This window comes from Bradyrhizobium sp. USDA 4502, assembly GCF_054063355.1.
On sequence record NZ_JBSSGF010000001.1, the window covers coordinates 7,630,051 to 7,644,082 of the forward strand.

Consider the following 14,032-nt stretch of genomic DNA (forward strand, 5'->3'; position numbering starts at 1 on the left):
ACTCGTCATGCCCGGACTTGATCCGGGCATCCATCCAAACAAAAACCCTTCTGCAAGCCAGATGGATTGCCGGGCCAGGCCCGGCAATGACCCGTGGAGAAAACTGGCAATGCGTGTTGCGTTCTTTGCAATCCTGTTCGCGGCGGTGATCGCAGTTGCGTCGTCCGCCAACGCCGCCGATGTCGCCGCCGGCAAGGCGAAGGCCGAACTCTGCGCCGCTTGTCACGGCGACAACGGCATCTCGCAGACCGAGAACATTCCCTCGCTCGCCGGCCAGCTCGACCAGTACGTTCAATGGCAGCTGGTGTTCTTCCGCGCCGGCGCGCGCAAGAACGAGCAGATGCAGCCGATCGTCGAGCAGCTCAACAACGACGACATCCGAAATCTCGGCGCTTATTTCGCGTCGCTGACGCCGTTCAAGGGCGGCAAGGACGACAATCCGGACTTGTCCGAAAAGGGCAAGCAGGCCGCCGCCGGCCGCCGCTGCGCCTCATGCCATGGCGATACGTTTGCCGGTACCAAGGCGGTGGCCCGCATCGCCGGGCAGCGTGAGGAATATCTCGTCAAGGCGCTGCACGATTACAAGTCGGGCCAGCGCTCCGGCGGCGCCCAGGCCGCGATGGCCGATGTCGCCTATCCGCTGAGCGACGAAGAGATCACCGCGCTCGCGCATTATCTGGCGCATCTGTAGCCACAAAAAATGTGCGTAGCCCGGATGGAGCGCAGCGCAATCCGGGGCGCTCTATCTGCCGCGAGATGATTCCCGGATTTCGTTCCGCTCCATCCGGGCTACAAGATCACCCAGCCCGCTGCTTCTCATACGCCTTGAGATGCGTGTAGGCCGTGCGCAGCTTCGGCACCGGGATCTTGGCGGCGTCGGCGCGCACGATCAGGTCGCCGATCACGTGATCGGCCTCGACCGGCAGCCCCGCCTTGATGTCGCGGAACATCGATGCGGTCATCGGCGAGCCCTCGGTGGTCAGGAGCCCGCGGGTGCGCTGGAAGAACGGGCCGCCCGGGCCATGGCCGGCGTCGGCGGCGATCGCGCTGCATTCGTCGAGGATGCCGAGCAGGAAATCCTTGCCGCCGGGCGCGGCCAGGATGTTGCCGACCGAGGTCCGCATCAGGCTGGTGGAGGCGGCGAGCGAGGCCAGGAACACCCACTTCTCCCACATATCCTGCATCACATGCTCGCTGGCGTTGGCGCCGTTGATCGCCGAGAAAGTTTCAGCGATCGCGCGCACCCGGTCCGACAGGCCGCCGGCGCGCTCGCCGAAGCCGAGCGACTGCATCGGCTGCAGCTGCACCACCTCGCGTTTCTCGTTCAGCGTCGCCGCGATCGCGCACAGACCCCCGAGCACATGCTGAGCGCCGAACGTCTTGTCGAGCGCATCGAGATGCAGCATGCCGTTGAGCAGCGGGATGATCGCGGTCTTGTCGCCGACGGCGGGCGCAAAGGACTTGATCGCATCCTCGAGATCGAACGCCTTGCAGCTCAACAGCACGACGTCGAACTTGTCCGACAGCTTGTCGGCCTGCACGGTCGGCGGGTTGTTCAGCGTGACATCGCCGTTCGGGCTCTTGATCACTAGCCCGGCGGAGGCGAGCTCGGAAGCGCGGCGAGGGCGCACCAGGAAAGTGACGTCGCGGCCGGCCTGAAGCATCCGGCCACCGAAATAACCGCCGATCGCACCGGCGCCGACCACGAGAACGCGCATGGGAATTTGTCCTTCTTTGTTGTTGCCCGAGGAGGCGAGCGAATAGGGAGTAGCGAATAGATAAGGATACTGTTCGACTATTCGCTACTCGCTATTGGCCATTCGCTCATCTCACTTTCCCGATACCATTTCCTCGACTTCGCGCAGCTGCTCCTTGCCGAAGAAGATCTCGTTGCCGACGAAAAAGGTCGGCGAGCCGAACGCGCCGCGCTCGACGGCGGATGAGGTATATTCGATCAGCTTGGCCTTCACATCCGCGTCCTGTGCGCGGGCGAACAGTTTCGCGGCGTCAAGGCCGGAGGAGGCGATGGCTTTACCGGCGACCTCAGGATCGTCCATCTTCTTGGGCTCGACCCACATGTGGTGGAAGGCGGCCTCGATATACTTCTCGAACACGCCCTCAAACTGGGCGGCGACCGCCGCGCGCATCAGGTTCAGCGTATTGACCGGGAAAAACGGGTTCCAGGTGTAGGGCTTGACGTTGAAGCGCTTGAGAAAGCGTTCGGTCTCGATCTTCAGAAACTCCGGCTTGTTCCTGACGCCCGCCAGCGTCTCGGCCGGCGACTTGTTGTTGGTGGCCTTGAAGATGCCGCCGAGCAGGATCGGGACATATTCGAACTTGACGCCGGTGCGCTTTTCGATTGCCGGGATCGCTTCATGGCTGAGGAAAGCGTTCGGGCTGCCGAAATCGAACAGGAATTGCGGATTTTGGCTCACTGCGGTCTCTCCCTCGGCCTGTCTCGTTTGGGCTTGTTTAGCATGGACCTGCTGTCGCAGGCGCCATCAGTAGAATATGATAGTCATCATGTGAGCCGCGGCGCGCGATGTCAAATCAGCCGCTTGATGGTCTGCTTGCGCCATACCAGGGCGTAATAGGCCATCTGCAGCACGAACATGGTTGCAAAAGTGACGGGATAGGCGATCCAGATGCCGCTGACGCCGATGGTGCGGCTGAGCAGGATCGCGACCGGCACCTCGACCACCGCGATCGCCAGCGTCGAAAGCAACAGCGGCATCCACACCGTGCCGCCGGCGCGCATCGCGCCCGAAAACACCGTCGCCATGCCGAACAGCACCATGCTCCACAGCACGATGTACAACAGCTGCTGCGCCAGCCCGAGCACGGCATTGTCGACGATGAAGAAGCCCATCAGCGGCCGCGCGAAGAGATAGCCGAGCACGACCAGCCCGCCGGTCAGCGCGAGATTCATCTCGATCCCGGTCCGGACGATGGCGCCGACCCGGGCGGAATCGCCGCGGCCGATCGCCTGCGCGCCGAAGATCGACACCGATATCGCGATCGAGATCGCCGGAAACTGCACATAGCCGATCACCTGGTTGACCGCGCCATAGGCCGCGGTGGCGTCCGAGCCGAAGCCGTTGACGAGGCCGAGCAGCACCAGTTCGGCGAGCGAGACCACCACCATGCCGATCGCGGTCGGAATGCCGAGCCGCAGCACGATGCGCAGCAGCGCGCCGTTCGGCCGCATCGCGCGCAGAAACGCGGCGTCGAAGGCCAGCGCATGGCGGTGCCGCAGCATATGGACATGCAGCCACAGCAGCGTGACGACGCCCGAGACCGCGGAGGCGATGGCAGCGCTGGCGACGCCGAGCATCGGCAGGCCAAGCCAGCCGCGGATCAGCGCCGGCGTCACCACCAGGCCGACGATGGTCGAGACCGTCAGCGCAACCAGCGGCGTCACGGTGTCGCCGACGCCGCGCATCATCGCCGTCAGCAGCAGGAATGCGAAGGTGATGGGCATCGTGATCATCATGATCCGCGCATAAGCCGCCGCGGCGTCGAGGACGTCGGATGGCGTCGCGAGCGCGATCAAGAGCGGGCGGGCGAACAGGCCGCCTGATATCGCGATCGCCAGCGCGAGCAGCAGCGTCACGGTCATGGTGGTCCCGGCAACCGCCTTCACCCGGTCGGGCTCTCCGGCGCCCCAGGCCTGGCCGATCATGACCGAGGCACCGGCGCTCAGGCCGATCACGAAGGAAATGAAGAAGAACATCACCGGAAAGAACACCGAGACCGCCGCGAGCGCGTCGACGCCGATCATCTGGCCGAGATAGACGCCGTTGATGGTGCCGAACAGCGACTGCAGCACGTTGCTGAGCAGCATCGGCGCGAGGAAGGCGAGGAAGGCTTTGCGCAGGGAGCGAGGGTTGGACACGTTCAACTTCCAAAAATTGCGACGTCAGGGACGGCGGCGGACCGGGGCTGGGTTCAGTTCGATCAGAACCGAATCGCCGGCAGGCCGGGCCGCCATCCATGTCACTCGAAAACCGGTCAGTCCGCTTGATCGCTATAGGCGAGCCGGATCGCGTGATCGCGGATGTCGGCCGGCCAGTCGGCGATCAGCGTTGCAAAGCGGCGCCGGTCGTGGGCGAACAGCGCGCGGATCGCATCTTCATAGTTCGGCCGGTTGCCGGCCATGACAGTCATGAAGCGATAGGCGGCGTCCTGCGCGCTGCGCGTGCGATCCTTGTCGCCGCTCGCGCGGCGCGCCTCGTCGACCAGCTTGCGGATCGCAACCGACGCGCCGCCCTTCTGCTGCGCGAGCCAGTCCCAATGCCGTGGCAACAGCGTGATCTCGCGCGCGACGACGCCAAGCTTCGGACGTCCCGGGCCGCGCGGCGCGGTCGGCGTCGGCTCCTCGTCGCGCGCAGGTGCGGGCTGCGGCAGCCGCGCCAGCACATCGTCGACCGAGCCGCGGAAATCGATATCGACCAGCGCCGAGGTGCGGCCGTTGAACACCAGGATCGCGGCGTCCTTGCGCTGGTCGAGGTGTTGCTTGGCGGCGCGCGCAACCTCCGGGAGGTCGCCGGCCCCGATGCGGTGCTCGCCTTCGAACGCGACATAGGCAGGATTCATGGTAGACCTCTCAGATTGCGCGACATACTGCCCGGATAATTCTTGGCAATCGCGGCGCGTGGATCTCGACTTTCTGGTTTCCCGCTGGCACCAAACGTCGCCCGATTGCGCTGATCTTTCAGAGGATGCCCATGCTGACGGTTCATCACCTCAACAATTCCCGCTCGCAGCGCGTACTGTGGCTGCTCGAGGAATTGGGTGTGCCCTACGAGATCGTGCGCTACCAGCGGCAGCCCGACATGCGGGCGCCGAAGGAGCTGCGCGCGATCCATCCGCTCGGCAAGTCGCCCGTCGTCACCGACAACGGCCACACGATCGCGGAATCCGGCGCGATCCTCGAATACATCATCGCGACCTACGGCAACGGGCGCCTCATCCCGCCGGCCGATACGCCGGAGCGGCTGCGCTACACCTATTGGCTGCACTACGCCGAGGGTTCGGCGATGACGCCGCTGCTGCTGAAGCTCCTGTTCACGCTGATGCCGAAGCGCGCGCCGGCGCTGCTGCGGCCCTTGGTGCGCAAGGTGTCCAACACGGCGCTGTCCACGCTGGTCAATCCGCAGCTCAAGCAGCACATGGCCTATTGGGAAGGCGAACTCGGCAAGAGCGAATGGTTCGCCGGCAGCGAGTTTTCCGGCGCCGACATCCAGATGAGCTTTCCGCTCGAGGCCGCCGCGGCGCGCGGCGGGCTCGAGGACGGCCATCCCAAGTGTGTCGCGTTCCTGGAGCGCATTCACGCCCGCCCGGCCTATGCGCGGGCGCTGGAGAAGGGCGGGCCGTACCAGGTCGGCCGGTAAATTCGCGCTCATCGCGGCAGCTCGACCAGCGGCAGCAGCCGCGAATCCGCCAGCGCCGCGGTGCGATGTCCGATGCCTGCGAGGTAGGCCTCCGCCACCGCGAAGGCGAGGAACGCGCCACGGCTCTTCTGCCGGATCAGCATCGCGCGATCCCAGCGCTCGCCCTCCGGCCCGATCAGGAACGGGCCGCCTTCACCCATGAACAGGATATCGCCGCCGCTCTTCCGCAGATGCGGCAGCGTGTGCGCGACATAGCAGTCGTAGGCCTCCGCCCCCGTGATCGGCTGCGGCGGGGCGAGCTCCGGGCTTTGCGAATAGTCGGCGATCGCGCGGAAGCGCAACAAATTGAGCATCACCAGCTCGCCCGCGATCTCGCGCTGGGCAAAGTCGCGCCCGGCGTTCCAGGTCGGCTCGAGATAGCAGGCGGCGGTGTCCATGTCGGTGCCCCATCGAAGGTTGATGGCACTTTTTACCCGGGCATAATTTCTTTGTCAATAATACCCGGATATAAATAGCCCGACGGAACGACAGGAGTCACCATGAAGACCGAGGACCGCAAGCAAGCCATCGCCGACTACAAGAAGCGCGCGAGCGTCGCCGGCGTGTTCGCGATCCGTTGCCGCGCGACCGGCGAGGTCTGGGTCGGGCAGGCGCTCGACCTCGACAAGATCGAGAACCGCATCTGGTTCACGCTGCGGATGGGCAGTCATCGCAACGCCGAGCTGCAGCGCGCCTGGTGGGGGCATGGCGCGGACAATCTCTCGCTCGAAACGCTGGAGCGGATCGAGGACGAGGAGCTCGCCTATGTGCGCGACACGCTGCTGAAGGAGCGCGTGCAGTATTGGCGCGCGGAGCTGAATGCGTTCGCGGTGTAGCCTAGTGTGACGGCAGCGGCTGCACGGTGACGCCGGGCGGCGGCACGTCGTCGTCGGGCACGAAGAAGTCCGACATCAGCGGCACCGAGGGATCGACGCGGTAGCGCTCGAAGTCGCGGACGCCATTGGCATAGAGCACCTTGTCGTCGATGCAGAAATGCCCGGTGAATTCGCGCGACGGCCGGGTGATGATCGCGTAGGCCGCATCGCCCATGATTTCGGGCGTGCGGCTCGCGCGCATCATGGCGTCGCCGCCGAGCAGGTTGCCGACCGCGGCGGTCGCGATCGTGGTGCGCGGCCACAGCGCGTTGACGGCAATGCCGGCCGATTTCAATTCGCCCGCGAGCCCGAGCACGCACATGCTCATGCCGAACTTCGCCATCGTGTAGGCGGTCGAGTGCTCGAACCATTTCGTCTTCATGTCGAGCGGCGGCGACAGCATCAGGATGTGCGGATTCTCCGCCTTCTTCAGGTGCGGGATGCAGTATTTCGACACCATGAAGGTGCCGCGGGTGTTAATCCCCATCATCAGGTCGAACCGCTTCATGTCGGTCGCCTGCGAATTGGTCAGGCTGATGGCGCTGGCATTGTTGACGCAGACGTCGATGCCGCCGAACTCGGCGACGGTCTGCTCGATCGCCGCCATCACCTGCGCCTCGTCCCTGATGTCGCAGAGCACCGGCAGCGCCTTGCCGCCGGCGGCGCGGACCTCGTCGGCGGCGGTGTAGATCGTGCCCTTCAGCTTCGGGTGCGGCTCGGCGGTCTTCGCCGCGATCGCGACATTGGCGCCGTCACGCGCGGCGCGCAGCGCGATCGCCAGCCCGATGCCGCGGCTCGCGCCCGAGATGAACAGCGTCTTGCCCTTAAGCGATGTCATGAGAATGGCCTCCAGTTAGGGACGCACCATTGTCAGGCTCCCTCTCCCCTTGTGGGAGCCCGAGGCGAGCGAAGCTCGCTCTCGAGGTTGGGGTGAGGAGTATTTTTCCGCCTACCCATCCGCATGCAGCACGCGGCCGCGGGTTTCCGGCAGCGCGTAGGCGGCAATGAAGAACACGCCGTAGGCCGCCACCGCGAAGATCGCGATCGCGTTGGCGAGCGTGGTCGTGGTCGACAGCGCGCCGACCAGGAACGGGAACAGCGCGCCGATGCCGCGGCCGAAATTGTAGCAGAAGCCCTGGCCGGAGCCACGCAGCCGGGTCGGATACAGTTCGGTCAGGAACGCGCCCATGCCGGAGAAATAGCCCGAGGCAAAGAAGCCGAGCGGGAAGCCCAGCACCCGCAGCACCTCGTTGGACAGCGGCAGCTGGGTGTAGAGCAGCACCACTGCGATCGCGCCGATCGAGAAGATCAGGAACAGGTTGCGCCGGCCGATCCGGTCGGCGAGCCAGGCGCCGACGAGATACCCGATGAAGGAGCCGATGATCAGCGTCGCGAGATAGCCGGTCGAGCCGACCACCGAGAGCTTGCGCTCGGTGGTGAGGAAGCGCGGTACCCAGAAGGTGATGGCGTAATAGCCGCCCTGCATGCCGGTGCCGACCAGGGAGGCCAGCAGCGTGGTCTTCAGGATCGGTCCGTGGAAGATCTCCCACAACGCGGCGGGGCCGCTGCCGGAGGCCTGCGCCTGCGCCATGGTCGCGGCGGAGATTTCCGGCTCGGTGACGTAGCGGCGCAGGTAGAACACGAGCAGCGCCGGCAGTGCGCCGATCACGAACATCCAGCGCCAGGCGTTCTCCGCCGGCAGCACCGAGAACAGGATCGCCTGCGCCAGCACCGCGAGGCCCCAGCCGACCGCCCAGCCCGACTGCACCGAGCCGACCGCGCGTCCCCGATATTGCGGCCGGATCGCTTCGCCGATCAGCACCGCGCCGGCCGCCCATTCGCCGCCGAAACCGAGGCCGAGCAGCGCGCGGGCGATCAGGAGCTGGTCGAAATTCTGCACCAATGCGCAGACCAGCGAGAAGAACGAGAACCAGATGATGGTGAGTTGCAGCGTCTTGACCCGGCCGATCCGGTCGGACAGATAGCCGCCGAGCCAGCCGCCGACGGCGGAGGCCAGCAATGTCACGGTGCCCGCGAGGCCGGCGGTGCCGGGGTCGACCTTCCAGAGCGTGATGATGGTGCCGATGACCAGCGGATAGATCATGAAATCCATGCCGTCGAGCGTCCAGCCCGACGCGCAGGCCCAGAACGTGCGCCGCTCCTGCAGGTTCATGTCGCGATAGAAGGCGAGGAGGCTGGTGTCCTCGATCTCTGCGACTTCCATCGATTTGGATTCGGCCGTGCTCATGCGCGTTCCCCGGAGAAATCTTTCACCGGCTGTTTGCGATCCGCGGCCGGAGGTGCGCGGACCGCCAATCTATCGCGATGTTGCAGGCGGGGCAAAGCCGCGTTTGCAAGGCTCTTAGAACGAGATGAAGATTGAATCGAATTGGCCCCGCGCACGCTCACCGCTCCCCGGCGGGGAGAGGTGATTTGCGCAACAAATCGGGTGAGGGACTGCAGCTCCAACGAGAGAGCGGAACCCCTCACCCGGCGCTATGCACCGACCGCTCCCAAGGGAGAGGTGAGCCTGCACCGCCGCTCCAGCTCAACCGGATCCCATCACGTTCTAGTATCCCGCGGCCTCCGAGCCGCGCGTGCGCGGATCCGGCGCGCCGAGCAGACCGCTGGTCGTGACGAGGATCGAGTTCGCGGAGGAGTAGCCGAGCGGCTCGACCAGTTTGTGGCCCTTGGCGCGCAGATCGCCCAGCACCGCGTCGGGAAAACCGCGCTCGATCCGGACTTCGTCGGGCAGCCATTGATGGTGCATGCGGGGCGCGGCGACCGCGGCCGCGATGTCCATCTTGTAGTCGATCACGTCGACGATGATCTGCGTCACGGCGGAGATGATGCGGCTGCCGCCGGGCGAGCCCGTCACCAGCACCGGCTTGCCGTCCTTCAGCACGATGGTCGGCGACATCGACGACAGCGGACGCTTGCCGGGTCCCGGCAGATTGGCCTCGAAGCCGACCAGGCCGAAGGCGTTGGAGGCGCCGGGCGCTGCGGTGAAATCGTCGAGCTCGTTGTTGAGCAGCACGCCGGTGCCGTCGGCGACGAGGCCGACGCCGTAGGGGAAGTTCAGCGTGTAGGTGTTGCTGACGGCGTTGCCGCCGGCGTCGACGACCGAATAATGCGTGGTGTTGTCGCCCTCGTGCGGTTGCTTGGCGTTGCGCACATCGGTCCAGGGCGTGGCGCGGGCAAGATCGATGGTCGCGCGCTGTTTGGCGGCATAGTCCTTGTCGATCAGCAATTGCGTCGGCGCGTCGACGAAGGCGGGATCGCCGAGATAGCGCGCGCGATCGGCATAGGCCCGCTTCATCGCCTCGATCATCACATGCAGCGAGGCGGCCGAGCCCTGCTTCATGTCGGACATCGGAAAGCCTTCGAGGATGTTGAGGATCTCCAGCAGCACGACGCCGCCGGAGGAGGGCTGCGGCATCGAGACGATGTCGTAGCCGCGATAGCTGCCGCGGATCGGCGTGCGGATCACCGGTTGGTAGGATTTCAGATCCTCGAGGGTGAAGATGCCGCCGGCGTTCTTGATGCCGCCGACGAGCTTCTCGGCGACGGCGCCTTGATAGAAGCCGCGCGGGCCTTGTTCGGCTATCGCGGTCAGTACGCCAGCGAGATCGCCCTGGATCAGGCGGTCGCCCTCGCGCAGCGGCGTGCCGTCGGCGTGCGAGAATGTTTTGGCCGAATTCGGCCAGCGCGACATGCGGCGATACATGTCGTTCAGCGTGTCCGATGTGTCGTCGGTGACGATGAATCCGTCACGCGCGAGATCGATCGCGGGCTTGAGGATCTGCGCCAGCGTGAACTTGCCGGAGCCGTGTTTCTCCAGCGCCAGCGAAAGGCCCGCGACCGTGCCGGGCACGCCGATCGCGAGCGCGGAGTTGCGCGACTTGTCGGGATCGGGCTTGCCGTCGGCGTTCAGGAACATGTCGCGGGTAGCGGCCTGCGGCGCAGTCTCGCGATAGTCGATCGCGACATCCTCATTGCGCCCGGCGAGATGGATCACCATGAAACCGCCGCCGCCGATATTGCCGGCGCGCGGATAGGTCACCGCCATCGCGAAGCCGGTGGCGACCGCGGCGTCGACCGCGTTGCCGCCCTGTCGCAGGATGTCGGCGCCAACTTGCGCAGCCAGCTTCTCCTGCGCCACCACCATGCCGTTTTCGGCGTGAATGCTGCGAATCGTGTCCGCGGCTAAAGGTTCATAGAAGCGGCGCTGGACCTGGCCGAGGGCAGGCGTCGCGATACCAATCACCAGGAGAGCGGCAAACAGCCGTCGCGACATCGTTGCCGTCAGCGCCATCGAAATGTCCTGCCCTGTTCATCGCCGTATCAGTCAAACCGGCCCATGCTATATGGGAGCGGATTGGAGCGGCAAAAGCCTGCCTGTGGTTCGAGTTGGGGAATATCTTTCGCGATGACGGCAACAATGCAGACGGGCGCCGGTGACGCGAAGGCCACCACCAAGGTTTATCCTGGCCGCGCCGCCGTCATCAGCTGGATCTTCTTCGATTGGGCTGCGCAGCCATATTTTACGCTGATCACGACCTTTGTGTTCGCGCCTTATTTCGCGAGCTTCGTCGCGCCTGATGCCGCGAGCGGCCAGGCGCTGTGGGGCTTTGCCACCGCGGCGGCCGGACTTGCGATCGCGCTGCTGTCCCCGGTGCTAGGTGCGATCGCCGATGCCAGCGGCCGGCGCAAGCCGTGGATCGCGGGCTTCGGCGCGCTGCTCGTGATCGGCGCCAGCGCGATGTGGATCGGCAAGCCCGGCAATCCCGACATCATCCCGGCGCTGCTGCTCGCCTATGCGATTGCGAGCGTCGGCGTCGAGTTCGCGACCGTGTTCAACAATGCGATGATGCCGACCCTGGTGCCGCCGGACCGGATCGGGCGACTGTCAGGCACCGGCTGGGCCACCGGCTATGTCGGGGGCATCCTGAGTCTTGTTCTCGTGCTCGGCTTCCTTGCCGCCAATGCCGAGACCGGCAAGACGCTGTTCGGCTTCACGCCGCTGTTCGGTCTCGATCCCGCCATGCATGAAGGCGACCGCATCACCGGGCCGCTGACCGGGCTTTGGTTCATCATCTTCGTGACGCCGATGTTCCTGTTCACGCCGGACTATCCGGCGAAGCGCCCGATGCGCGCGGCGCTCGGCGAAGGCCTGCGCGAGCTCAGGCAATCGTTGTCGAGCCTGCCGAAGCAGAAGTCACTGGCGCGCTTCCTGCTGGCGAACATGATCTACACCGACGGGCTGGTCTCGCTGTTTGCGTTCGGCGGCATCTATGCCGCCGGCACGTTCGGCTGGGACACGATCCGGATCGGTACCTTCGGCATCATCCTCGCGGTGGCCGGCACGTTCGGCGGCTGGATCGGTGGCAAGCTCGATGATGCATTCGGACCGAAGCGCGTGATCACCGCCAGCTTGCTGATCCTGCTGTTTGCGATCGTCGTGATCCTCACCGTGAACAAGGATTCCGTCCTGTTCATCCAGGTCGCGCCGCCGGTGCCTGGCGGTGCGTTGTTCGCGGGCGCCGCCGAGCGCGCCTACATCGTGCTGGGCTGCCTGATCGGCGCCACCGGTGCGCCACTGCAGGCCGCCTCGCGCTCGCTCCTGATCCGCCTCGCGCCGAAGGATCGCATTGCGCAGTATTTCGGCTTGTTCGCGCTCACCGGCAAGGTGACGTCGTTCATCGGCCCGCTCCTGATCGGCGCGATCACCGCGGCGACCGCGAGCCAAAAGGCCGGCATGGCGGTGCTGGTGGCGTTCTTCGTGGCGGGACTGGCGCTACTGGCGAAGGTCCGGGAGTAAACTACCGCCGTCGTCCCGGCGCAGGCCGGGACCCATACCGCGTGATCCATCGAAGGCGCGCTGGGGCTAGTTGTCCCTCACCAAGCAACATGGGTGGTTATGGGTCCCTGCTTTCGCAGGGACGACAGGTTTGTAGCCCGGATGGAGCGAAGCGCAATCCGGGGTCTTTGGTCCGCGGAGAAACCGCCCCGGATTTCGCTACGCTCCATCCGGGCTACAGGTCGTACTCAATGCCGGAAATGCCGCACGCCGGTGAACACCATAGCGATGCCGTGCTCGTCGGCGGCCTTGATCACCTCGTCGTCGCGCATCGAGCCGCCGGGCTGGATCACCGCGGTGGCGCCGGCCTCGATGCAGGCGAGCATGCCGTCGGCGAACGGGAAGAAGGCGTCGGAGGCGACCACCGAACCCTTGGTCAGGGGCTCGGCGAGCTTCAGCTCGGCCGCCGCGTCCAGTGCCTTGCGCGCGGCGATGCGCGCGGAATCGACCCGGCTCATCTGGCCGGCGCCGATGCCGACGGTGGCGAGGTCCTTGGCGTAGATGATGGTGTTCGACTTGACGTGCTTGGCGACGCGGAAGGCGAATTTGAGATCGCGCAGCTCGGCGTCGGTCGGCGCGCGCTTGGTCGCGACCTTCAGGTTCATGTCCTCGACCACGGCATTGTCGCGGCTCTGCACCAAGAGGCCGCCGGCGACGGTCTTGGCGGTGAGGCCGACCGCGCGCGCGTTCGGCAGGCCGCCGGCGAGCAGCAGGCGCAGATTGCGCCGGCCGGCGATGATCGAGATCGCCTCCTCGGTCGCGTCGGGCGCGATGATCACCTCGGTGAAGATGCCGATGATGGCGCGCGCGGCGTCCGCATCGAGCGTGCGATTGACCGCGATGATGCCGCCATAGGCCGAGGTGGAATCGCAGGCGAGCGCGCGGGCATAGGCGGTGGCGAGATCGGGACCCTCGGCAACGCCGCAGGGATTGGCATGCTTGACGATGACGCAGGCCGCGGTGCGTTGCGGGTCGAACTCGCCGACGCATTCATAGGCCGCGTCGGTGTCGTTGATGTTGTTGTAGGACAGTTCCTTGCCTTGCAGCTGGCGTGCGGTCGCAACGCCCGGCCGCTTCTCCGGCGTGGCATAGAACGCCGCGGTCTGGTGCGGGTTCTCGCCATAGCGCAGCGACTGGATCAGCTTGCCGCCGAAGGCGCGGAAATCCGGCGCCTTGGTGTCGAGCTGCACGGCAAACCAGTTCGAGATCGCGGCGTCATAGGCCGCCGTGCGCGCATAGGCCTTGGCGGCGAGCCGGCGGCGCAACTGAAGCGAGGTCGCGCCCTTGTGCGCGGCGAGCTCGTCGAGCACAGCCTGATAATCGTTCGCCTCGACCACCACGGCGACGTCGTCATGGTTCTTGGCCGCGGCGCGGATCATCGCGGGACCGCCGATGTCGATGTTCTCGATGCACTCCTCGAAGCCGGCGCCTTTGTCGACGGTGGCCTCGAACGGATAGAGGTTGACGACCAGAAGGTCGATCGGCGCGATGCCGTGCGAGGCCATCGCCGCGGCGTGTTCCTTGTTGTCGCGGATCGCGAGCAGGCCGCCATGCACCTTCGGGTGCAGCGTCTTGACCCGGCCATCCATCATCTCCGGAAAACCGGTGAGCTCGGAGACGTCCTTGACCTTCAGCCCGGCCGCCGCGATCGCCTTGGCGGTGCCGCCGGTCGAGACCAGCTCGACGCCATGGTCGGCCAGCGCCTTGGCGAAATCGATCAGTCCGGTCTTGTCGGAAACGGACAACAGAGCGCGGGTCACGCGGCGAAGCTGCTCGGTCATATCGGAAAATCCCTGGCTGTTAAGGCAGCCGGGTAGCATGGTTTTGTGCCGTACGAAACCGGTCTCCGAGGTCGATTCCCCTGA

Annotated in this window: 13 protein-coding genes; 4 read left to right on the forward strand and 9 right to left on the reverse strand. The window is 65.7% G+C overall.

What is annotated here, in order from left to right:
• The first annotated feature begins 109 nt into the window (after nt 1-109).
• Entirely contained in the window at nt 110-691 is a 582-nt protein-coding gene (locus ACVW1B_RS35555; RefSeq protein ID WP_092081280.1) for a c-type cytochrome, read from the forward strand.
• Between the two features lie 106 nt (nt 692-797).
• Here the strand turns inward: ACVW1B_RS35555 and panE are convergent, their stop codons facing one another.
• The 4 genes from panE to ACVW1B_RS35575 all read right to left on the reverse strand — a co-directional run bounded on the left by panE (nt 798) and on the right by ACVW1B_RS35575 (nt 4,596).
• A complete protein-coding gene (gene panE / locus ACVW1B_RS35560) occupies nt 798-1,718 on the reverse strand; it encodes a 2-dehydropantoate 2-reductase (RefSeq protein ID WP_253605654.1) in 921 nt (306 codons plus the stop codon).
• 111 nt (nt 1,719-1,829) lie between these two features.
• On the reverse strand, nt 1,830-2,435 hold the full coding sequence (locus ACVW1B_RS35565; RefSeq protein ID WP_253605653.1) for a 2-hydroxychromene-2-carboxylate isomerase: 606 nt from the start codon (nt 2,433-2,435) through the stop codon (nt 1,830-1,832).
• Nucleotides 2,436-2,545: 110 nt separating this feature from the next.
• The gene (locus ACVW1B_RS35570) at nt 2,546-3,895 is read right to left on the reverse strand and encodes an MATE family efflux transporter (protein ID WP_253605652.1); all 1,350 of its coding nucleotides are present in this window, start codon (nt 3,893-3,895) and stop codon (nt 2,546-2,548) included.
• 116 nt (nt 3,896-4,011) lie between these two features.
• The gene (locus ACVW1B_RS35575; protein WP_057021341.1) at nt 4,012-4,596 is read right to left on the reverse strand and encodes a DUF2239 family protein; all 585 of its coding nucleotides are present in this window, start codon (nt 4,594-4,596) and stop codon (nt 4,012-4,014) included.
• Between the two features lie 131 nt (nt 4,597-4,727).
• Between ACVW1B_RS35575 and ACVW1B_RS35580 the strand changes: the two genes are divergently transcribed.
• On the forward strand, nt 4,728-5,393 hold the full coding sequence (locus ACVW1B_RS35580) for a glutathione S-transferase family protein (RefSeq protein WP_076833619.1): 666 nt from the start codon (nt 4,728-4,730) through the stop codon (nt 5,391-5,393).
• A gap of 8 nt (nt 5,394-5,401) precedes the next feature.
• On the opposite strand, the gene ACVW1B_RS35585 is transcribed toward ACVW1B_RS35580, so the two are convergent.
• Nucleotides 5,402-5,830, reverse strand: coding sequence for a DUF1330 domain-containing protein (locus ACVW1B_RS35585; protein WP_253605651.1), 429 nt, complete (start codon nt 5,828-5,830; stop codon nt 5,402-5,404).
• Between the two features lie 102 nt (nt 5,831-5,932).
• Here ACVW1B_RS35585 and ACVW1B_RS35590 point away from each other — a divergent pair, with 102 nt between their 5' ends.
• Nucleotides 5,933-6,268 (forward strand): GIY-YIG nuclease family protein, encoded by a 336-nt coding sequence (locus ACVW1B_RS35590; RefSeq protein WP_456822781.1) that lies wholly within the window; start codon nt 5,933-5,935, stop codon nt 6,266-6,268.
• Nucleotide 6,269: 1 nt separating this feature from the next.
• Here ACVW1B_RS35590 and ACVW1B_RS35595 read toward each other — a convergent pair whose 3' ends face one another.
• From ACVW1B_RS35595 to ggt, 3 genes are all read right to left on the reverse strand, one after another.
• On the reverse strand, nt 6,270-7,145 hold the full coding sequence (locus tag ACVW1B_RS35595; RefSeq protein WP_076833615.1) for an SDR family oxidoreductase: 876 nt from the start codon (nt 7,143-7,145) through the stop codon (nt 6,270-6,272).
• A 111-nt stretch (nt 7,146-7,256) separates the two neighbouring features.
• The gene (locus tag ACVW1B_RS35600) at nt 7,257-8,555 is read right to left on the reverse strand and encodes an MFS transporter (RefSeq protein ID WP_456822782.1); all 1,299 of its coding nucleotides are present in this window, start codon (nt 8,553-8,555) and stop codon (nt 7,257-7,259) included.
• 321 nt (nt 8,556-8,876) lie between these two features.
• Entirely contained in the window at nt 8,877-10,622 is a 1,746-nt protein-coding gene (ggt, locus tag ACVW1B_RS35605; protein WP_456822783.1) for a gamma-glutamyltransferase, read from the reverse strand.
• Nucleotides 10,623-10,748: 126 nt separating this feature from the next.
• Between ggt and ACVW1B_RS35610 the strand changes: the two genes are divergently transcribed.
• Nucleotides 10,749-12,128, forward strand: coding sequence for an MFS transporter (locus ACVW1B_RS35610; protein ID WP_310883104.1), 1,380 nt, complete (start codon nt 10,749-10,751; stop codon nt 12,126-12,128).
• Nucleotides 12,129-12,355: 227 nt separating this feature from the next.
• On the opposite strand, the gene purH is transcribed toward ACVW1B_RS35610, so the two are convergent.
• A complete protein-coding gene (gene purH / locus ACVW1B_RS35615) occupies nt 12,356-13,948 on the reverse strand; it encodes a bifunctional phosphoribosylaminoimidazolecarboxamide formyltransferase/IMP cyclohydrolase (protein ID WP_253605648.1) in 1,593 nt (530 codons plus the stop codon).
• Between the last annotated feature and the right edge of the window lie 84 nt (nt 13,949-14,032).